Genomic DNA, 22,607 nt, shown 5'->3' on the forward strand with positions numbered 1-22,607 from the left:
TCCTGGAACGTTTCCAGTTTTTGTTATATACTTTCCTTATTTTAGCATAGAAGCCCCACTTCTTCAACTATCTGAGGGATGGAAAAATTCATAAACTGCCCGTGCTGACTGTTCATTCATGGCATCTACTTGTGCCAGTGTTTCTATATCTGCCTCACGAATGGCATTCAGTGATAAGAAGCGGCGCATTAATGCCTTTCTTCTGGCCGGTCCAATTCCCGGAATATCATCCAATACGGAGTGTACCTGCTCTTTACTACGCAATGATCTGTGGTATTCAATGGCAAATCGATGGGCTTCGTCCTGCACTCTGGTTATCAGTTTGAATCCTTCGCTGCTTTTTTCGATAGGAATTTCCTGATTATTATAGTATAACCCGCGTGTTCTATGATTATCATCCTTTACCATACCACATACCGGAACGTTCAGTTTTAATTCATCCAGTACTTTTAACGCCACATTTACCTGACCTTTTCCACCATCCATCATAATCAAATCCGGGAATTTGGTAAAACTTCCATATTCTTGCTCTAAGTTTTGCTCTTTGCGTTCTGCTCGTTCCCGCATACCATGTGTAAATCTTCGGGTAAGCACTTCATACATGGAACCATAATCATCCGGTCCTGTAATGGTTTTCAACTTAAACTTACGATAATCACTTCGCTTGGGCTTTCCTTTTTCATAGACAATCATGGAACCTACTGTCTCAAATCCATTAATATTGGAAATATCAAATGCTTCAATACGGCTTAAATGTTCCATCTCCAAAAGTCCCGCGATCTCCTTCAATGCTCCAATGGTTCTGCCTTCTTCACGCTTGATTTTTTCCTTATCCTGACTCAATACCATTGCCGCATTTTTCGCTGCCAGTTCTACCAGTTTTTCCTTGTTGCCTTTTTTCGGTACACGGATATAAACCTTTTGTCCTCGCTTTTCTGTAAGCCATTGACTGATAACATCTGCTTCTTCTATTTCTTCCGGTAGCATAATTTCTTTTGGAATAAAAGGTGTTCCTGCATAAAACTGTTTGATAAACTCTGCTAATACCTGACTTTTTGTATCATCACTTCCTACTCGTACATGAAAATGATCTCTTCCGATTAGTTTTCCATCCCGCACAAAAAATACCTGCACCACTGCATCTTCTCTATCTGATGCTATGGCAATAACATCCTTATCTTCTCCGTCTGAGTTGGTGATTTTCTGCTTTTGTGCTACCTGTTTTACACTATTCAAAAGTTCTCGGTATTCGATTGCTTTTTCAAATTCCAGATTTTCCGATGCCTGTTGCATCTTTTCTTCTAATTCTTTTAATACCGGCTGATAGTTTCCGTTTAAAAATTCGATTGCCTTATCGATTCGCTTGCGATACTCTTCCTGACTGATATAGCCTTGACAAGGTGCCATACACTGATGAATATGATAATTCAGGCATGGTCTGTCCTTGCCGGTATCTCTTGGAAGTGTACGATTACAAGTACGCAACTGGTAGATTTTTCTTAATAACTCTATGGTATCTTTTACTGCTCCGGCACTGGTATAGGGACCAAAATAACGAGATTTGTCTTTTTTCATCTGACGTGAAAAGAGGACTCTGGGAAAAGCTTCTCCCAGAGTCACTCTAATATAAGGATACGACTTATCATCCCGTAACATCGTATTATATTTTGGTCGATGTTCCTTGATTAGATTACATTCTAATATCAAGGCTTCCAGTTCTGAATCGGTAATAATGTATTCAAATCTTGCAATCTGCTTCACCATCTGGTCTTTTCGAATTCCTTCGTCATGACTTGGGCGAAAATACTGACGGACACGATTGCGAAGGCTGATTGCCTTCCCCACATAGATAATCGTATCGTCTGCATCATGCATGATATACACTCCCGGTTTCTGTGGGAGTTTCTTCAATTCTTCTTGAATATCAAACATTATTTCATTCCTTTTAATAATTTATCCAGATAATCTTCATCTTCCTTTGGTTTTGGTGAAACAAATGCAGCTTTTTGTTCCGGCTGTTTTTCTATTGTCTGAACCGGTTTTTCTTCTGTTTTTGCTTCTACCTGCTGTTTTTCCGGCTTTTCTTCTGTTGTCTCAGCTTTCTCTTCCGGTTCTGCTACTTCTACCACTTCTGGTTTTTCTTCCGGCTTCTCTTCCGGTTTTGCAGATTCCTCTTTTTCTACCGAAACTTCCTCTTTGTTTTCTTCCGGCTTTTTCTCTGTTTGTTTTTGTTCTGCCTGCTTTTCTTCTGCCTGTTTTTCCTCTGCCTGGAATTGCTCTGCTGCTTTTTCTGCTTCAGTCTTTTCTTCCGGCTCCGGAATTCCCTTCATTCTGCGGAAAATCTGCATAAATTCCTTACCTGTAATCGTCTCGTGCTGATACAGATAATCTGAAACCTCATCTAAAATATCCCTATTCTCTGTCAAAAGTCTCTTTGCTTCGTCATAGCTTTCTTTCAAAATCTTCATGACTTCCTGATCAATCTGAGCGGCTGTTTCTTCTCCACAATTGAGACTTGCACGTCCGTCTAAGTATTGATTTTCAACCGTTACTAATCCCATCAATCCGAACTTCTCTGACATACCATACTGAGTCACCATAGCTCGTGCCATTTTAGTTGCCTGTTCAATATCATTAGATGCACCGGTTGTTACCGAATCAAATACAATCTCTTCTGCGGCACGACCACCCATATAAGTAACCAGATGGGCAATCAACTCATTCTTAGTCATCAGGTATTTTTCTTCTTCCGGTACCTGCATTGTGTATCCCAATGCGCCCATGGTTCTTGGTACAATGGTAATCTTCTGTACCGGCTCTGCATCCTTTTGTAATGCAGTTACCAAGGCATGACCCACTTCATGGTATGCAACCATTTTCTTTTCTTTTGGTCCCATGATACGGTCTTTCTTCTCTTTACCTGCAATAACCACTTCTACAGATTCAAATAAATCTGCCTGAGTTACATATTTTCTTCCATTTTTTACTGCATTAATTGCAGCTTCATTAATCATATTTGCCAAATCGGAACCAACTGCACCGGAGGTTGCCAATGCGATTGCCTCTAAGTCCACGCTGTCATCCATCAGTACATTCTTGGCATGTACTTTCAGCGTCTCTACTCTTCCCTTCAAATCCGGCTTATCTACAATAATTCTACGGTCAAAACGTCCCGGTCTTAATAAAGCCTTATCCAAAACTTCCGGTCTGTTCGTTGCTGCCAAAATCAAAAGTCCCTTAGAGGTATCAAATCCATCCATTTCTGCCAACAACTGATTCAAAGTCTGCTCACGTTCATCGTTTCCACCGTATCGGCTGTCTCGACTCTTACCGATTGCATCAATTTCATCAATAAATATGATACATGGTGCCTGCTTTTGTGCTTCCTTGAACAAATCTCTTACACGGGATGCACCCACACCTACAAACATTTCTACAAAGTCTGAACCTGCCAATGAGAAAAACGGTACCTTTGCCTCTCCGGCTACTGCCTTTGCCAACAAAGTCTTACCTGTTCCCGGAGGTCCTACAAGCAATGCACCCTTCGGAAGCTTTGCTCCAATATCGGTATATTTCTTCGGATTATGCAAAAAGTCAACAACTTCTTGCAGGGATTCCTTTGCTTCGTCCTGTCCGGCTACATCTTTGAAGGTAACTCCCGTGGACTTTTCTACATAAACTTTGGCTGTAGTCTTTCCTACACCCATCATTCCGCCGCTTCCCATCTTGCGGAAAATTAAGAAGTACAGCAGTACCCAAACCAATGCCAATGGAATAATATAACTTAATATGTTCCAAAGGATTGCAGAAGATACATCTTCTATGGTTCCTGACATATCTACATTGTGTTTTTTTAACAATGGTATCAAACTATCATCATTTAACTGCGCTGTGTAATAAGTAATTTTCGGAAGAGCACTTTTATTTCCATTATCGGTTGTTTCTATCTGAATCTTTCCATTATCAAAAACAACGCTCTTCACTTCATCATTTTCTACTTTTTCCAAAAACTTGGAATATGAAATTTCCTGATTCAATGCCTTATTCACGCAGCTATTCAACATGCTTACAAAGAACAATACCAGCAATGCGGTCAGACAAAAGATTAAAATTGTCATTCCATTCTTGTTATTACCGCCTTTGCCATTATTATTCCCACCGCCATTATTGTTATTATTTCCTTTGTTCTCCATTTATTTCCTCCTAAACATACCGCATCTTCTATCGGCGATACGCTTATTATTATATGTTTATTCTCTAGGAAAATCAATATATTCTTCCTAAACTTTTCTTCATATTTATTAAGTTTTTCTAAACTTCTTTTTTTCTTATAAAAAGTTTTTTTAAAAAGTTCTAGCATTCTTGAAAACATGGTAGTATAATATATGGGTTATTGAGTACAAAATTATACACATATATATAAAGGAGGAACTACCTATGCCCGTAAAATACGTCTTTGTCACCGGTGGTGTTGTATCTGGACTCGGTAAGGGAATTACCGCTGCTTCCTTAGGTCGTCTGTTAAAAGCCCGTGGATTCAAGGTCACTATGCAAAAATTTGACCCATACATCAATATTGACCCCGGAACTATGAACCCGATTCAACATGGAGAAGTTTTCGTTACCGATGACGGCGCAGAAACTGACTTGGACTTAGGACATTATGAACGTTTTATTGATGAAAGCCTGAATAAAAATTCTAACGTAACTACCGGTAAAGTATACTGGTCTGTACTTCAGAAGGAACGCCGTGGCGATTATGGCGGAGGAACTGTTCAGGTAATTCCTCATATCACCAATGAAATCAAGAGTCGTTTTTATCGTGACTTTACAACAAAAGAAACCCAGATTGCCATTATTGAAGTGGGTGGAACTGTTGGAGATATCGAAAGCCAGCCTTTCTTAGAATCCATTCGTCAGTTCCAGCATGAAGTAGGACATGAAAATGCAATTTTAATTCACGTTACTTTGATTCCGTACCTTCATGCTTCCGGAGAAATGAAAACAAAGCCTACTCAGGCAAGTGTTAAGGAATTACAGGGAATGGGAATTCAGCCGGATATTATTGTCTGCCGTTCTGAACAGCCATTAGATCAGGGATTAAAAGATAAGATTGCACTGTTTTGTAATGTACCAAATCAGAACGTACTTCAGAATCTGGATGTGGAATATTTATATGAAGCACCACTTGCTATGGAAAAAGAACATTTGGCTCAGGTTGCCTGTGACTGTCTCCATTTAGATTGTCCGGAACCGGACTTAAGCGACTGGACCGAAATGGTAGATGCATTACGTCACCCAACTCAGGAAGTAGAAATTGCTTTAGTCGGAAAATATACACAGCTTCACGATGCTTATATTTCCGTTGTAGAAGCTTTGAAACACGGTGGTATTGCAGAACGCGCTACTGTAAATATTAAATGGGTAGATTCTGAATTATTAAACGAATACAATGTAGATGAAGTATTAGGTACTGCACAGGGTATTATTGTTCCCGGCGGTTTTGGTGACCGTGGTGTAGAAGGTATGATTACCGCTGCAAAATATGCCCGTGAACATAAAGTTCCATACCTTGGTCTTTGCCTTGGTATGCAGGTTGCCATTATTGAATATGCCAGACATGTATGCAAATTTAACGATGCACACAGTATTGAGTTAGACCCACAGACCACTCATCCTGTTATCGCTCTTATGCCGGACCAGAACGGCGTAGAAGATATCGGTGGTACCTTACGTCTTGGTTCTTATCCTTGTGTACTGGACAAGACCTCCAAGGCATATCAGGTATACGGTTCTGAAAACATTGAAGAGCGTCATCGCCATCGTTATGAATTTAACAATGATTACCGTGCAGCCCTTACCGAAAACGGATTAAAATTATGTGGCCTTTCTCCTGATGGAAGAATCGTAGAAATGATTGAAATTCCAGATCATCCTTGGTTCATTGCAACTCAGGCTCATCCGGAATTAAAGTCCAGACCAAACCGTCCTCATCCATTATTCAAAGGATTTGTAGAGGCCTCTGTTAAGACTAAGAGATAATTCATATATTTTAAAAAGCACATGATGATTGTAATTACCACAAATCATCATGTGCTTTTTCTATACTCCTTTGATGCTTTTACTTCTTCTATAATACAGTCATAAGTTCTGTTAAATTCGCAAACACTCCTACTTTTTCATATGGCAAAAAATCTTCTTTTGTGGTAGTTCCGGTTGTAACTGCCGCAAAGGGAACTCCTGCACTTTGTGCTGTTTTTGCATCTACCAAACTGTCTCCCACATAAAGGACTTCCTTTTTTGCAAGTCCCCAATCCGCTAATACTTTTAAGGTTCCCTCCGGGTCAGGCTTTGGATTGGACACATTATTGCCACCCACAATCTTAGACACATACTCTGTTGCCTGACATTTTTTCAATATTCCCTCAATTCGATAATCAAACTTGGTTGTGACTACTGCAACACGCACTCCATTTTCCCTCAAATACGCTAAAATATTTCTTGCATCTGGATATAACTCTGAGTTTTCTGTCATAACCTCGTCTGCTTTTTCTACAAAATACCGCCGAAATGTTTCTCCCTTTTCCGGCTCTTTGTCACCGGTTAATGCCTGATAGGTTTCCGGCAATGACAAACCAATGGTTTTTCGGATTGCCTCCCGATTTGCCATTGGATATCCCATTTTTTCTAATGCATCATTTGCGCTTACTACAATCCCTTCGGTAGAATCTCCCAATGTATAGTCAAAATCAAAAATTACTGCCTGATACTGCATTGCTGTCTCCTTTTTATCTTCATTCGTTTCTTTTTAGGACTATTTTAGCACGACAGTCCACTCAGGTCTAGACCGGAAATCCTATTCTATTGACCACAGACATTTTATTTGTGGCTGTAATCTGTCATAGCTCCAATGTTTTCCACTGTTTTCTTCACTATTTGGATCATTTACCAAAAATCCTTTTGCGTCATATCCTCGAATCAAGATGAAATGTCCTGTGGTAGTAAAATCTCCCGGCCGCATACTACAAATAATCACTTTTCCTTCATCCAACACTTCTTTCATTTTTGCTTCATCAAGCCCAATTTCTGCCCCTTTTAATCCTAACTGCTCCGCGCCATCCGTAAAAAAGTTCCAGCTTGTCCCAGCCTCTGTATTATAATTATTTTCCTCTGCAAATTCTGCCATCTCTCTTGGGTTCATATCCGTTTCGCCCGTAAGATAGGTATAAGCCATTGACATACAGGTAGGTCCACATCCTGCCAGCGCAATCATTTCACTTCCATAGCCATCATATCCCCATCGTCTGTCCCACTGCAAAAATAGAGGAACCTGTCCCTCTTTCACTTCGTCGCTGACATCAATCACCTTCCCTTGATACTTACTCCTATCAGGATAGCTTGTTACAAAATCATAGGTCTCCGGATTTTTTTCTAAAAGTTCTAACAATTCTTGCGGATACTCCTGACTATTACTGTTTTCTTGTTTTTCTATAAATCTCTCTACCCGTAAGTCCTCTCCTTTTATCTTCCCCATCACTTTTTCTATGATATCTGCTCCGAAAATGCTAACTCCTTTATAAATTAAAAATATTCCCACCAGCACTGCCAAAAATTTTTTTAATCTCCGAATCCGTTGTCTGCGCCTTCTTCTTTTTCTAATTATGGCTGAACCTCTGGAAGTGGGATAGGCACGATTTCCTGTTGACATAAAAATACTTCCTTTCTTTTTCTAAAATCTCTTTTTCTGGATTCTATTATAAGAAAAGAAGTATTTTGGTTTTTGCGCTTTTTCTCGCATATTTCTTAAAATTTTATGAAGATTTATTCTATTGGAAATTCTATCACAAATCTTGTTTTTTCTCCTGCACTTTCTGCCCAAATCTTTCCCTGATGCAGTTCTACAATCTCTTTTGCAATGGCAAGTCCCAGTCCTGCTCCGCCACCTCGACTGCTTCTGGCACTATCCAGTCGAAAAAACTGTTCAAAGATGCGTTCTAATTTTTCCTTTGGAATCTCTGTTCCCTGATTTTCTATTTGTACTCGTATGGTATCTTTTTGTTTTCTTGCAATTATATAAATTGTGCTTTTCTCGTAACAGTAAAACACTGCATTCCGCAACAAGTTGTCAAAGACACGCTGCATCTTATCACCATCACACAGTAGTTTTAAGTCTTCCGGTTCTACTTGCAGCTCACACGTCAACTGTTTTTCCGAAAACATGGGCTCAAATTCATATACAATCTGTTCTAACATCATTTTCAGAGAAATACTGGACTTTTCCAACTCGATATGGGTCAGATTAAATCGTGTAATTTCAAAGAATTCATTAATTAACTCTTCTAATCGCTCTGCCTTATCTAAGGATATTGCTAAATACTTTTCCTGCAACTCCGGTGAAATTTGCCGTTCTTCCTTCAGTAATGTTAAATAACCGATTACAGAAGTCAGTGGTGTCTTTAAATCATGGGCAAGATAGACTACCAGGTCATTTTTTCGCTGTTCCGCTTCCTTTGCCAACTGCTCATTTCGCTTAATATCTGCCATAATCTCATTCATATAATACTCTGCTTCTAACAAATCTCTCCGCAGACGTATGGGTTCTTTTCCTTCCGGAATCTGCTCCATTGCATCCATTACTTCCTGAAAACAATTCAGTAAACGAATCCAATAAAACCCGCCCAAAAGTAAAATTCCGGCTAGAAAGAGCAATATCACAAAAAGAATCTGGTTGTCCTGTATCCAATGAAATTGCCAGTAAAACATATCCCCTGTGTGCCATGTACGACTTTCTAATACGGATTTTGCCCAAAATAGTCCTACCACCAGAAGAATCATATAAATTATTCCGGCTCGGAGCATTTTTCCAAAGAAACGACTAAGAATTGCCCCTTTGATATCTGCTTTACTTTTCAATGGTATATCCTACCCCCCAGACTGTTTTTATAAATTTATGATTTTGATAGGAATCCTGTAACTTTTCCCGCAACCGCCCTACATGTGCCATCACGGTATTGTTATTATCCAGATATTTTTCCTTCCACACTGCTTCAAATAATTCTTCTGAAGGAACTACTTCTCCCTGTCTTTTTCCTAAGTACCAGAGAATGGAAAATTCTCTTGGAGTCAATTCAATTTTCTTTCCATATAAGCTACATTCATGTGTATTTTTATTGATAATCAGTCCTCGAATATCCAATTCTTCCTGTGGTCTGGATGCTGACATTTTTTCACCCAATGGATTATAATTGCAATACCTACGCAACTGGGTTTTCACCCTTGCCACTACCTCTAAGGGATTAAATGGCTTGGTAATATAATCGTCTGCCCCCTGCATCAATCCATTGATTTTATCTACATCTTCTACCTTGGCAGTCAACATGATAATCGGGAAAAAATGTTCTTTTCGGATTTCTCTGCACAGTTTAAATCCATCCACATCCGGTAGCATGATATCTAGCAATGCCAGTTCTAATTCCTGATGTTTGACACATTCCAGTGCTTCTGTTCCATTGTAAAATTTGTGTACTGCATACCCTTCGTTAGAAAGATACAGTTCTAACAAATCTGCCACTTCTTTTTCATCATCCACCACCAAAATGTGTCTTTGCATGATAACCTTCCCCTTTTGCTTCCTTCTATTTGCTTTCTTTGCTTTTGTTCACCTTACTTATTTTTTAGTTTTCGCATACCTGTTTTGCACGCTCTAAGGCATCATCGATATGTACACAGAAGTTTTCTCTTCCTACCTGTTCTACAAACTGGTCTTTTTCCATTACTTTCATTGGTTGCTCATTCACATGTGAAAATACCAAGGTAATATTTTTTCTTACACATTGCTTATACAATTCCTCTAAAGAATGCATTGCAGTTGCATCAATGGCATTTACGCTTCTCATACGAAGTACCAGACACTTATCTGCCTCTTCTAAGGAAATTTTCAGGATTTTATCTGCTGCGCCGAAGAATAATGGCCCGCTGATTTCATATACAATGGTTCCCTTTGGCACAACTCTTAAGGAAATACTATCCGGGTCATTATCATCCTCTTCATCTACATATTTCCATCCTTCTACTTCTGTTTCTTCGCTCATGCGCTTCATAAACAACATGGCTGCCAATACAATTCCTACTTCGATTGCTACTACTAAGTCAAATACAACGGTTAATACAAATGTGGAAACTAATACGATAATGTCACTCTTTGGTGAAGTTTTTAACAAATGAAGGAATTTTCTCCATTCACTCATATTATAAGCTACCATAAATAAGATTGCCGCAATGGCAGGCATTGGAATCAATGCTGCATAAGGCATTAATACAACTAAGATTAACAGTAACGTAACTGCATGTACCATTCCCGCAACCGGAGTACGTCCGCCATTTTTTACATTGGCTGCGGTTCTTGCGATTGCTCCTGTTGCCGGAATTCCACCAAATAATGCAGAAGTAATATTTCCGGCTCCCTGTGCAATCAATTCCATATTAGAACGATGTCGCCCATTTACCATACTATCTGCCACTACACAAGATAACAAAGATTCAATGGCTGCAAGAATTGCAATGGTAAATGCATCCGGTAATAAATCCTGCACCATGCCAAAAGAGAAACTTGGAAAAGCAAACTTTGGAAGGTCACTGGAAATCTCATACAAATCTCCGATGGTATTTACTTTCATTCCTAATCCGCTTACCATTCCGATTCCTACTAAAACTGCAATAAGTGACGGTGGAATCTTCTTGCAAATTCCCGGTAAATATGGCCAAAAGATTAAAATTACCAAACATACCATTCCTACTAAAAATGCCTGCCAGTTAAATGTATCAATAAAACGAAATACTGCTTTTAATTTATCGGTAGTAGCAATTAATGGTTGCTTTGTCACTACGGTAAGCCCTAGAAAGTCCTTAATCTGTCCTACTAAAATGGTAATAGCAATTCCGCTGGTAAATCCTGTTGTAATCGTATAAGGAATAAACTTAATCAGATTTCCAAGACGTAATAATCCCATAAGAATCAAAATAATTCCTGCCATAATGGTTGCAACAATCAGTCCTTCCATACCATTTCTGGCTACGATTCCTGCTACAATGGTTGCAAATGCTGCTGTTGGTCCTGCAATCTGTACGCGGGAACCTCCCAGAAAGGAAATCACAAAGCCTGCTGTAATTGCAGTGTAAATTCCCTTTTCCGGTGTCACACCGGATGCTAATGCTAATGCGATTGACAGTGGCAATGCGATAATTGCCACAATAATTCCTGCAATCACATCTTTGACAAATTGTTCTTTGCTGTAATTTTTCATGGTTGTAAACAGCTTTGGTACTAATTTTTCCATAACTTTTCTTTTTCTCCTCTGTGTTTTATGCGGAACCCCTTCCGCTTCCTTTTTTCCTCCCGATTACAACTTTTTATTTTTCCTTATCCTTCTCTTCCAGTTTTTTCCGCAAGACTTCCACATCACTGCCAGAAGTCTCTACCAGCTCTGCCACTTTATCGTAGCCCAGTTTTTCTATATATTCCATTGCAAATGCATGGGAATTTTCTAATTGTTTTTTACACTGTTCTTCTCTTGCTTCTAATGTTTTTACACATTTTTCCCGAAACAGTCTTACAGTTCCTGTTAATAATTCCAGACTTTCTAACAGGCAATCTGCTATTAATGGCAAAAAGGCATTTAATTCAAATTCTCCATGGGCGGCTGCCATGGTAATTGCCGTATCATTTGCCATTACCTTCATGGAAACCTGCATGGTCATTTCCGCCATAACCGGATTTACTTTTCCCGGCATAATGGTACTTCCTGCCTGCATTTTTGCCAGACGGATTTCTCCAAATCCACCATCCGGTCCACTGTTCATAAGTCGAAAATCATTGGCTATCTTGGTAAGATTCACTGCCAGTGCCTTTAAAAGTCCGGATACTTCCACAAATACATCCTGATTCTGTGTCATATCCATAGGATATTCTGCCCTCGCCAATCCAATCCCGGTAATATCCCGCAAGTTTTCGATTACCAATGCCTGATATTTATGACTGTTTCCTATTCCGGTTCCTACCGCTGTTCCGCCTAAATTGGTCTGGCGCAGACGTTCTTCTACTTTATAAAGCCGCCAACGGTCTCTGGCAACTGCCTGCGCATAGGCTCCAAATTCATTTCCCAGTGTGATGGGAACTGCATCCATCAACTCTGTGCGTCCAAGCTTCTTAATACCATCGTATTGATTTTCCTTTTCCTGTAAGGCAGTCTGAAGCTTTGCACATTCTTCGCTTAATTCCCGTAATCGCTGAATTGCTGCAATACGAAGGGCAGTGGGATATACATCATTCGTTGACTGTCCGCGATTCATATCATCTAACGGATGTACTTGTTGCTTATTTTTCAGTTCCTTTTGGGTGAAACTCGCCAAAACCTCATTCACATTCATATGAGTAGAAGTTCCTGCACCACCTTGCAACGCATCTGTCACAAAGACTTTTTCCACTGGCATTCCTTCTATATTGTTCTTTTCTATTCCACGCAGCAATAAGTCGCAGGATTTTTCCATTGCTTCATATAATTCTTTTTTCTCTGAAAGCAGCTTCTGATATGTGACTGCCACTGCTTTCTTCACCTGTATCATGGCATAAATCAAGCCCGTATTTACTTTTTTCCATTCCAGTCGAAAGTTCTCCTCTGCCAGTTTGGTCTGTTCTCCATATAATTTTTCCATCTGACTTCTACTCCTCTGGCAGCTCTGCTAAAATATGCGGAAACATTTCAACGCTGCGCCTTAAAATCCCCTGCATATAAGCAATGGCAATTCCATAATTGGTAATGGGCACATTCTGGTCTCCTGCACATTTCTGACGATATTTCATTTCTCGCTCGTTTAACATGCAACCACCACAATGAATAATCAACTTATATTGGGATAAATCTTCCGGAAATTCTGTTCCCGAGCTCAATTCAATTTGAAGTTCTTTTCCTGTATAATTTTTTAACCATCTTGGAATCTTTACCGAACCAATGTCATCACATTGGCGATGATGGGTACACCCCTCTGATATCAGTACTTTATCGCCGTCTCTTAAGCTCTCTATTGTTGCCGCTCCCTGTACTGCTGTCTGAAGATTTCCTTTATATCTTGCAAATAAAATAGAAAAAGAGGTAAGTGGAATATCTCTTGGCGTATCTGCGCTAACCTTTGCAAAAACCTGACTGTCTGTAATTACCAATGACGGCTTTTTCCCCAACTGCTCTAACGTCTCACGCAGTTCGTATTCCTTCACCACAATAGCGGTAGCATCGGACTCTAAAATATCCCGAATCGTCTGCTGTTGTGGTAATATCAGTCTTCCTTTTGGTGCCGCCTTGTCAATTGGTACGACCAGCACTACAAAATCGGAAGGTTTGATAATATCTCCCACAATCTTTAATTTGGGTTCTTCTGTGATAGTAAGTCCTGCAATTTTTTCCTTTAATTCTGCTACCTGAAACCCTGTTTTGGCACTAACTGCAATTGCGTATTTCTCATTAGGAACACTACCTTGTGGCAAATCCTGCTTATTAAAGGCAACTACATAGGGAATCTTTTTTTCTTGGAAAATGTGAAGTAGTTCCTCTTCTACCCCTGTAATCCCTACGGTTTTATCTACCACCAAAACTGCTACATCTGTTTTATTTAAAATCTGTTTGGTCTTTCGTACTCGCTGTTCTCCCAGCGTTCCTTCATCATCAATTCCCGGTGTATCAATAATTACCACCGGTCCCATAGGAAGTAATTCCATTGCCTTTTGTACCGGGTCTGTAGTTGTTCCTTTTACTTCCGAAACTACTGCCAGTTCTTGTCCGGTGACTGCATTCACCACGCTGGATTTTCCTGCATTTCTTCTTCCGAAAAAGCCAATATGTACCCTTTCCGCAGAAGGTGTACTATTTAATCCCATTGCTTTTCTCCTTTCGCGGGGAATATACCGCTTTACTGCTAACTCCCGGCAACTTTCCAAGTTTTCCTGCCAGCGCACTGATTACATCCTGCGGTGCATCCACTGCAATACTAATAATATTGATTCCCTTTTTTTGATACGGAATTCCCATTCTTCCAATAATGTACTCCCCATATTCATGTAAAATACGGTTCAATTCATCTACGGAAGTTGCTTCTTCTACAATAATTCCGATAATTGCAACTCTTGACTCCATATATGCCTTCCTATTCATCAAATTCCACCGTCACAAAGAACCCTTTCGGTGTCTCATGTACTTTTACTACTTTTCCTTCTCTTGATTTCAAACGCTCACTAAAGGTATAGTTTGCCGACATGGCATACGCCTTACCTAAAGTATAATAATAAGAAGTAGGGAGTTTTCCCTCTGTAATAGGTAAAACATCCCCTTCTTTTAGCAATCCTGTTCGTTCCATTTTAAATTCCATCTGACGCATATGTAACACTTCCTTTTTAATTGCGTTTCCAGGTTGATGGTGCAAATAATAATAACATTGGGAACAATTCCAAACGTCCTGCAAGCATATCAAACATCAAAACATACTTTGCCGGATCTGAATATACGGAAAAGTTAGACGTTGGTCCTACCATTCTAAGTCCCGGACCAATATTATTTAAGGTTGCCGCTACTGCTGTAAAATTCGTGGTAAAGTCCAAATTATCCAACGAAATCAGCAACACCGATGTTGCATAAATGAATGTATATGCAATAAAAAATACAGAAATAGAACGTAGTGTTTCCTTATTTACCACATGTTTTTCCAAGGAAATCTGGCGCACCCGCTTCGGATGAATTAAATGAGAAAACTCATTTTTCGCAAGCTTTGCCATAATCATCACACGGGATATTTTAATTCCGCCTCCGGTACTTCCTGCACACGCTCCTACAAACATCAATATTACCAATATAAACTTAGAAAACTCCGGCCACTTATTAAAATCCGTAGTAGAAAATCCCGTAGTGGTAATAATGGATGCAACCTGAAACGCCACATGACGCACGGTCTCTCCAATGGTTGTGAAAAACTCTCTTACATTCACGGTAATTAGAAGTATTGCTACTGCAATAACACCTAAGTAGTACCGCATTTCTTCGTATTTTAACGCTGCCAGCCCTTTTCGCTCCCGAATCAGGAAGTAGACGTTAAAGTTAATTCCGAATAATATCATAAATACAGTAAGTATAATCTGCACGGTTGCAGTGTATTCCGCGGCTCCGGTATTTAACAGTCCAAAGCCTCCGGTACCGGCAGTACCAAATGACAATGTGATAGAGTCATACAGCGGCATCCCTGCCAATAACAATGTGATGATTTCCACGATTGTCATTAATACATACATTTCATACAGGATTCTTGCCGTGTGACGCACTCTCGGTACTAATTTTCCAACGGTAGGTCCCGGACTTTCTGCCCGCATCAGGTACATGTTATAGCCACCTGCCAAAGGCAGTACTGCTAATATCAGTACCAATACACCCATACCGCCAATCCAGTGTGTAAAACATCTCCAGAACATGGTACAACGGGACAATGCTTCTACATCACTTAATATACTGGCTCCGGTGGTAGTGAAACCGGAAATTGTTTCAAACAATGCATCGGTATAGGTATCAAACTCACCGGTAAGAAAAAACGGTAATGCACCGGTAAGACTCATAATAATCCAGCTTAAAGAAACTGTTACGAATCCCTCTCGTGCATAAAAAACGTCACTTTTGGCTTTTTTCAACCTGCCTAACGCACCTATCGCAAAACATCCCACTGCCACAAAAAGAAACATCCATCCCTGTTTCTCACCATAACAGGCTGCAACAATACAAGGCAATGCCAAAAACAATGCCTGAAATTCTAACACCCAGCAAAGAATATACCTAATAATTGAATAATGCATTCCTCTACTCCATTCCTTCCTTGCCTATTTTAGAATATCCTTCAAATCATGGAATCCACGATTTGTTGTTACTACGATAACGGTATCCCCTATTTCAATGGTATCTTGTCCACCCGGAGTAATAATTCTTCCACGACGATTGATACATGCCAACAATAAATCATCTTTCAATCGTAACTCTTTCAATGGAATTCCTATCAGCTCTGACTGGTCATGTACACGAAACTCTAATGCTTCTACTTTGTTTTCAATCAACTGATATAATGTTTCAATGTTACTTCCGATGGAATTTTGCATTGCTCGCACATACTGAATAATATACTCAGCAGTAATATTTTTCGGATATAGCACACTTCCCAAGTCAAGGTTTTCAATAATCTCGTCATACTCGATTCGATGAACCTTTGTTACATTCTTTGCTTTAGAAATACTTTTTGCAAAAAGAGTCAACATAATATTTTCTTCGTCAAAGTTTGTCCAGGAAACAAATGCCTGTGTCTTTTCGATTCCTTCTTCGTGAAGCAGACTACGCTCCGTTCCGTCTCCGCAAATAATCATCGCCTGTGGCAAAAGCTCACTTAATTCATTACATCTTGCTTTGTTTTGTTCCACAATTTTTACTTCAATTCCCATAGGAAGAAGCTGCTGTGCAAGGTAATATGTGGTCTCACCTCCACCGATAACCATACAGTTTTTAATACGGTTGGTGGTCATTCCGATTTTCTTAAAAAATTCGTTTGCCTTCTTTGGCGAAGCAACTACCGAAATAACATCCTTTGCCTGTAATTCAAAATTTCCGGACGGAATAAATACTTTTTCTCCACGTTCTACGGTACATATCAGTACATCACAGTGAAGTTTTGCTGATATATCTGTTAATGGGCGTCCTGCTAAAATAGAATTTTCGCATAATTTGCATTTTAACAATTCTACTTTTCCCTTGGCAAAGGTATCTACTTTAATGGCAGATGGGAACTTTAACAGTCTTGCAATTTCGTTGGCCGCTGCCTGTTCCGGATTAATAACCATGGACAGTCCCAATTCTTCCTTAATGAATGCAATTTCTTTATTGTAAATTGGATTACGCACTCTGGCAATGGTATGGCATCCACCTGCTTTTTTTGCAATCAGACAACACAGAAGATTTAATTCGTCAGAAGTTGTTACTGCTATCATCAAATCTGCTGCATCAATACCTGCCTCTTTTTGTATCAGGAAACTTGCTCCATTTCCTACAATTCCCATTACATCATAACGATTTGCCACATTCTCCACCTTGGCAGCGTTGGTATCTACCACGGTAATGTTATGACCTTCTTTGCTTAATTGTTCTGTCAATGTTGTTCCTACATTTCCACAACCCACTATAATAATCTGCATAACTCCTCCACTATTATCTATCGTATTTTTGAATCAAACCAAGACCAATGGGATATGGTCCGGTATGCACACCAATGGTTGCTCCGATTTGGAAAATATCTATATCTTTTATATTAGAATACGTCTTCATGGATGCAAGTAATGCATCACGAAACTCTACTGCTTCTTCACGTTCATATCCATATCCCACCACAATCTGATAATCATCCGGGGATTTTCCTATTTTCTCAAAATGGTCTTTTGCCTGCTCAATCAGACGCTTTTTTCCTTTGTTCCGATTTCTGGTAATTCCGGTAGGAAAAATCTCTCCCTCCCGTAACATAATTAACGGCTTAATTCCTAATGTGGAAGCGGCTGTTCCCATAACTTTTCCGATTCTTCCACCATGAATCAGATATTCATAATTTCCTACAGTAAATATAATTCTTCCGGTAGACTTAATGCGTTCAATTTGTGCTATGGTTTCTTCAAAAGTCAAACCATTTTCCTGCATTCTCGCCACTTCCAGCACAAGCAATCCCTGTAATACGGTGTTTACTGTGGTATCTACTACTTCAATACGAATATCCTGATAATTGTCTTTTATCATATCTGCCGCTGTTTTGGCAGAATTGTAAGAACCACTAAACTTCGTGGTAATACAAAGACAAATCATATCCAGTCCCTTTTTTGCATACTCTTCAAAAACTTCTGCATAATCCTGAACTGACGGTAACGATGACTTGGGAAATACTTTCGGGTGGTCCACCATTTCCTGATAGAAGGTTCTTACGCCCACTTCTTCTATTTCCTTTTTATAATTCACTCCATCAAATGTTACATAAAAAGGTACTACTCTGATTCCTTTTTCTTTTGGGATATCGGCTCCTAAATCACAAGAACCATCCGTAATAATCTGATATGCCATATATTTCCTCATTTCTGTTTTACTTAACAAACGCAAGTAAGGGAGCCTATGCTCCCTGCCCGCTATTATAATACCATTTTCTGAAAAAGAAAAGGCTTTTATGCCTTGTTTTTACTATTATACTAAAAAGTTGCCTGTTTTCGCTCCGGTTACCTGAATTAAATCCTGTGGGTTCAGACACAAGGTAGTTCCGATTCTTCCACCGCTAATATACATTTTATCATACTTGCAGGCATCTTCTTGCAGTATTACCGGATAATTCTTTTTCATTCCCAATGGACTGCATCCACCTCGGACATATCCGGTAATATCCGTAATGTCCTTTACATGGATCATTTCTACGGATTTTTCTTCTACCAATCGTGCTGCATGTTTTAAATCTATTTCTTCTGCAATAGGCAAAACAAATACATAATACTGCTTACTTTTTCCCTGAAGCACTAAGGTTTTAAAGGACTGTTCAATGGGTGCTCCTGTCTTTTCCGCTGTGTGAATCCCATCGATAAATTCATCACATTCGTACTGCAACACTTCATATTTTATCTTGTTCTTATCCAAAATGCGCATCGCATTGGTTTTAATTTCTTTCTTCTTTGCCATTGTCTCACTTCCTATTTCATCAGAAATTCCACAAATTCTTTGTCAATTTCCGGATGTTCGCTATATTGAAATACAATCAAATACATGTCTTCATTTCCCAATAAAAGGTTATATTGGTTCAGCACTTCATTGTCCTGTACCATAATGGCATCTGACGTACAAATATCCTTATGTTCTTCCACAAAATCTTCTCCCATAAGGTCGGATATGTTGTATAACATATCCTCTCCTGTATACATATCATAGACCGTTTTCGGACAAATCATTAAATCAAGACTTGCTGAACCCACCTGTGTAGACAGTTTCATTTGTGCGGTATAATCCAAACTCGGTTCCTGATCTGGTTTTTGCCGTGTAAGAAATACATCGGTATCTAACACATACTTATGATGCTCTTCTTCATCTCCGATACTTTTTCGGAAATCCTTCATAATGTCTTTGCTCTCTTTGGGTGCATTAATCACAGTTGCATAGATATAATTTTCATCTTTAAAATCATCTATCCACTGGGTGACACCTACCGCAAGAAGAATCAGTAAAATCACTACTCCGATATGAAACTTGTAATAGGATAATATATACTCTATTTTCTCCTTGCCATGCATGGATGCTAATTTTTCTCGTTCTAACTCCCTTTTTTCTTTTGCTGTCATGTCAGATTCATGCTTTTTTTGAAATTTCGTATCCATTGTTTTCCTCACTTCTATTGGTATTTTTTATTTTCCCTGTGCCTGTATCTGTTCTGCCAAATCATTTAAATATACCCAGCGTTCCATTTTTTCTTCTAATTGCATTTCTGCTTTTCCTTTGTCTTCCAGCAATTCTCTTAATTTCACGCTATTGGTGGCATTTTTTTGTATTTCTTCTTCTAATTTTTCTACCTTTTCTTCCAATTTTGCAATGTCTTCGTCTATTGTCTCATATTCCCGCTGTTCTTTATAGGAAAACTTTAACTTTTTCGGTGAATAATTCGGTTTTGCCTTGTCCTCCTGAGAGGTTTTTCCTTCTGTCTTCTTGGTTGTTGCAACCGTTCCGTTTCCGATACCGCTCTTTTCCTGTCTCTCTTTTCTTGCACGGATGTAATCCAGATACCCGCCTTCGTACTGCTGCAAATGACCATTTTCTTCAAAAGCAAAGATACGCTTTACCAAGCGTTCCAGGAAATAACGGTCATGGGATACGGTAATTACAATTCCGTCAAAGGAATCTAAGTAATCCTCTAATATAGTCAGGGTTTTAATATCCAAATCATTGGTAGGCTCGTCCAAAATCAATACATTGGGTGCACCCATCAAAATTCGCATCAGATACAACCTTCTGCGTTCTCCACCGGAAAGTTTTCCGATGGGTGTCCATTGCATAGTGCCATCAAACAAGAACCGCTCCATTAATGCAGATGCACTGATTTTCCCATCCGGTGTCTGAATAAATTCCGCCACTTCTTTTACATATTCAATAGCTTTCACAGATTCATCCATGTGGGAATTATCCTGTGAAAAATATCCTATCTTTATGGTTTCTCCGATTTCAATGGTTCCTGCATCCGGCATCACCTGTCCTAATATCATTTTTAACAAGGTGGATTTTCCGCAACCATTTGGTCCCACAATTCCGATTCTATCGTTTTTCAAAAAGATATAGGTAAAATCATCAATGAGTTTTCGTTCTCCATATGACTTGCAAAGTCCATTGATTTCTATGGTTTTCTTCCCCATGCGGGAGGCTAAAGAAGTCATTTCTATACTGGTTTCTTCTATCGGTCCATCTGCCGCCAACATATCCTCTATCCGCTGAATGTGAGCTTTTTGCTTGGTGGAACGGGCTCTTGCTCCTCTTGCCAGCCATGCCAGCTCTTTCTTCAGAATACTTTTCCGTTTCCGCTCACTTGCCAATTCCATATTCTGACGCTGCATTTTCAGCCCCACATAATCTGCGTAGCTTCCCGGATAACTGTAAATATTTCCGTATTCTACTTCTACAATTCTGTCTACCACTCTGTCTAAAAAATAACGATCATGAGTTACCATGACAACTGCACCTTTGAATTTTACCAGAAAGTCTTCTAACCACTGAGACATTTCGTTATCCAAGTGGTTCGTCGGCTCGTCCAAAATCAGGATTTCTACCGGTTGCAATACTGTGTTTACCAAGGCAATTCGCTTCTTCTGCCCACCGGATAAGTGTTTTACTGTCTGCTCCACATCCGTAAAACCAAGCTGATACAACATGGACTTTGCTTCACTTTCTAGTACCATGTCCTGCTGGTCTAATCCTCGCAATGCTGCCTTTAAAATGGTCAGGGTATCTTCAAATACCGGGGTCTGTTCCAAATATGCCATTTTCACATGATTTCCCATGATGACGGTTCCTTCATCCGGTTCTTCTACTCCTGCCAATATCTTTAACAGTGTGGATTTGCCCATCCCATTCACGCCAATAACGCCAACTTTTTCTCCTTCCTGAAGACTAAAAGCCGCGTCTGACAGCAAGGTTCTTTCCGCTGTATATGCTTTTGTCAGATGTTCTGCTGTTAATATATTCATGCTTATTTCTCCTCACACACCTGAAAGATGTAAAACTTCAAATAATAAGACGCTTCCTCACCGGCCCAAAGAATTGGATGATCCGGTGCCTGGGTGCGGAATTCTACCTGACGTAAACGTTTATGTACATTGGCTGCTGCCTGATGAAGCGTCTTGGTAAACAATTCATAATCCATGAAATGAGAACAGGAACAAGTAGCAAGATATCCTCCGTCACGCACCAATTTCATTCCACGCAAGTTAATCTCACGATATCCTTTTACTGCATTTTTGATGGAATTTCTGGACTTGGTAAATGCCGGCGGGTCTAAGATTACCACATCAAACTTCTCTCCCTTTTGTTCCAGTTCCGGAAGTAGTTCAAACACATCATGGCACTCAAAGCGTACTGTTTTCTCCAAGCCATTTAATGCAGCATTTTCTGTTGCCTGATCTACTGCAAGCTGAGATGCATCTACACCAAGTACACTTGCTGCCCCTGCAATTCCTGCATTCAGTGCAAAAGAACCGGTATGGGTAAAGCAGTCTAATACTTTCGCACCTTTACACAATCGCTGGATTGCCTGTCTGTTATATTTTTGGTCCAAAAAGAATCCGGTCTTTTGTCCGTCTTTTACATCTACATAATACTTTACACCGTTTTCAACAATCTGTACTTTGGTATCGAAAGGTTCTCCGATGAATCCCTTTACCAGTTCCATTCCTTCCTGTTTTCGCACTTTTGCATCGCTTCGCTCATATACACCTCGGATGGTAATTCCGTCCTCAGCCATACATTCTATTAAATCTTTTGCAATTTCTTCTTTGAATCTGTCAATGCCAAGTGCTAAAGACTGCATAACCAATACATCCTCAAACTTGTCTACCACAAGTCCCGGAAGCCAATCTGCCTCTCCGAAAATCACACGACAGGAACTGATATCCACGGTCTTTTTCCGATATTCCCAGGCATTTTTTACACGCATTTTGATAAATGCTGCGTCAATCTCCTGTTCTTTTTTTCGTGTCATCATACGAATACGGATTTTGGAATTGATATTAATGAACCCTTTTCCCATAGGATAACCGTCAAAATCATGTACGATTACAATGTCTCCGTTTTCAAAACTTCCCATAATAGAATCTATTTCATTGTCATATATCCATGCACCGCCAGACTTTAGGGTGCGCCCTTCGCCTTTTTTCAATGTAACAACTGCCTGTGCCATACTTAACCTCTTTCTTTGCATTCTGCTATTTGAGTATAAGTATAACACAGGCAATTGAATTTTTATAGTTTTTCGTTATGTATTTCCAG

19 protein-coding genes are annotated in these 22,607 nt (G+C 39.5%); 1 reads left to right on the top strand and 18 read right to left on the bottom strand.

Going from position 1 to position 22,607, the window contains the following annotated elements; all coding sequences use genetic code 11:
• Nucleotides 1-63: 63 nt before the first annotated feature.
• Nucleotides 64-1,932, bottom strand: coding sequence for an excinuclease ABC subunit UvrC (gene uvrC / locus KQI83_RS16095; RefSeq protein ID WP_216560144.1), 1,869 nt, complete (start codon nt 1,930-1,932; stop codon nt 64-66).
• The gene (gene ftsH / locus KQI83_RS16100; RefSeq protein WP_216560146.1) at nt 1,932-4,193 is read right to left on the bottom strand and encodes an ATP-dependent zinc metalloprotease FtsH; all 2,262 of its coding nucleotides are present in this window, start codon (nt 4,191-4,193) and stop codon (nt 1,932-1,934) included. Before ftsH ends, uvrC begins: the two co-directional genes overlap by 1 nt.
• Nucleotides 4,194-4,437: 244 nt before the next feature.
• On the opposite strand from ftsH, the gene KQI83_RS16105 reads away from it, so the two are divergent.
• Nucleotides 4,438-6,042, top strand: a complete 1,605-nt coding sequence (locus tag KQI83_RS16105; protein ID WP_216560148.1) for a CTP synthase — start codon at nt 4,438-4,440, stop codon at nt 6,040-6,042.
• 88 nt (nt 6,043-6,130) lie between these two features.
• On the opposite strand, the gene KQI83_RS16110 is transcribed toward KQI83_RS16105, so the two are convergent.
• From KQI83_RS16110 to KQI83_RS16185, 16 genes are all read right to left on the bottom strand, one after another.
• Complete coding sequence (locus KQI83_RS16110; RefSeq protein WP_216560150.1) at nt 6,131-6,775, bottom strand: HAD family hydrolase; 645 nt, start codon at nt 6,773-6,775, stop codon at nt 6,131-6,133.
• 81 nt (nt 6,776-6,856) lie between these two features.
• Nucleotides 6,857-7,708: a C39 family peptidase gene (locus KQI83_RS16115; protein ID WP_216560152.1), complete on the bottom strand. Its 852-nt coding sequence runs from the start codon at nt 7,706-7,708 to the stop codon at nt 6,857-6,859.
• A 113-nt stretch (nt 7,709-7,821) separates the two neighbouring features.
• Nucleotides 7,822-8,913 carry a sensor histidine kinase gene (locus KQI83_RS17250; protein ID WP_334300149.1) on the bottom strand — a complete coding sequence of 364 codons (1,092 nt, stop codon included), beginning with the start codon at nt 8,911-8,913 and terminating at the stop codon, nt 7,822-7,824.
• Nucleotides 8,903-9,610, bottom strand: a complete 708-nt coding sequence (gene vanR / locus KQI83_RS16125) for a VanR-ABDEGLN family response regulator transcription factor (protein ID WP_216560154.1) — start codon at nt 9,608-9,610, stop codon at nt 8,903-8,905. Before vanR ends, KQI83_RS17250 begins: the two co-directional genes overlap by 11 nt.
• Nucleotides 9,611-9,674: 64 nt before the next feature.
• A complete protein-coding gene (locus KQI83_RS16130) occupies nt 9,675-11,336 on the bottom strand; it encodes a SulP family inorganic anion transporter (protein WP_216560156.1) in 1,662 nt (553 codons plus the stop codon).
• A 73-nt stretch (nt 11,337-11,409) separates the two neighbouring features.
• Nucleotides 11,410-12,711 carry a lyase family protein gene (locus KQI83_RS16135; protein WP_216560158.1) on the bottom strand — a complete coding sequence of 434 codons (1,302 nt, stop codon included), beginning with the start codon at nt 12,709-12,711 and terminating at the stop codon, nt 11,410-11,412.
• Nucleotides 12,712-12,718: 7 nt separating this feature from the next.
• Entirely contained in the window at nt 12,719-13,927 is a 1,209-nt protein-coding gene (gene hydF / locus KQI83_RS16140) for a [FeFe] hydrogenase H-cluster maturation GTPase HydF (protein WP_216560160.1), read from the bottom strand.
• Complete coding sequence (locus KQI83_RS16145) at nt 13,914-14,183, bottom strand: TM1266 family iron-only hydrogenase system putative regulator (RefSeq protein ID WP_216560164.1); 270 nt, start codon at nt 14,181-14,183, stop codon at nt 13,914-13,916. The genes hydF and KQI83_RS16145 overlap by 14 nt, the downstream gene beginning before the upstream one ends.
• Before the next feature lie 10 nt (nt 14,184-14,193).
• Nucleotides 14,194-14,424: a hypothetical protein gene (locus KQI83_RS16150; protein WP_216560167.1), complete on the bottom strand. Its 231-nt coding sequence runs from the start codon at nt 14,422-14,424 to the stop codon at nt 14,194-14,196.
• 16 nt (nt 14,425-14,440) lie between these two features.
• Nucleotides 14,441-15,880 (bottom strand): TrkH family potassium uptake protein, encoded by a 1,440-nt coding sequence (locus KQI83_RS16155; RefSeq protein WP_216560170.1) that lies wholly within the window; start codon nt 15,878-15,880, stop codon nt 14,441-14,443.
• Between the two features lie 24 nt (nt 15,881-15,904).
• Nucleotides 15,905-17,260, bottom strand: coding sequence for a Trk system potassium transporter TrkA (gene trkA / locus KQI83_RS16160; protein ID WP_216560173.1), 1,356 nt, complete (start codon nt 17,258-17,260; stop codon nt 15,905-15,907).
• Nucleotides 17,261-17,273: 13 nt separating this feature from the next.
• Nucleotides 17,274-18,167: a DegV family protein gene (locus tag KQI83_RS16165; protein ID WP_253295682.1), complete on the bottom strand. Its 894-nt coding sequence runs from the start codon at nt 18,165-18,167 to the stop codon at nt 17,274-17,276.
• Nucleotides 18,168-18,284: 117 nt separating this feature from the next.
• The gene (ybaK, locus tag KQI83_RS16170; RefSeq protein WP_216560183.1) at nt 18,285-18,767 is read right to left on the bottom strand and encodes a Cys-tRNA(Pro) deacylase; all 483 of its coding nucleotides are present in this window, start codon (nt 18,765-18,767) and stop codon (nt 18,285-18,287) included.
• 11 nt (nt 18,768-18,778) lie between these two features.
• Entirely contained in the window at nt 18,779-19,456 is a 678-nt protein-coding gene (locus tag KQI83_RS16175; protein ID WP_216560186.1) for a hypothetical protein, read from the bottom strand.
• Nucleotides 19,457-19,483: 27 nt separating this feature from the next.
• Nucleotides 19,484-21,310 carry an ABC-F family ATP-binding cassette domain-containing protein gene (locus tag KQI83_RS16180; protein ID WP_216560190.1) on the bottom strand — a complete coding sequence of 609 codons (1,827 nt, stop codon included), beginning with the start codon at nt 21,308-21,310 and terminating at the stop codon, nt 19,484-19,486.
• 2 nt (nt 21,311-21,312) lie between these two features.
• Nucleotides 21,313-22,518, bottom strand: a complete 1,206-nt coding sequence (locus tag KQI83_RS16185) for a class I SAM-dependent rRNA methyltransferase (RefSeq protein ID WP_216560195.1) — start codon at nt 22,516-22,518, stop codon at nt 21,313-21,315.
• Nucleotides 22,519-22,607 lie beyond the last annotated feature (89 nt).

Origin of the sequence: Roseburia sp. MSJ-14, assembly GCF_018918225.1 — a bacterium.
Taxonomy (GTDB): domain Bacteria; phylum Bacillota; class Clostridia; order Lachnospirales; family Lachnospiraceae; genus Petralouisia.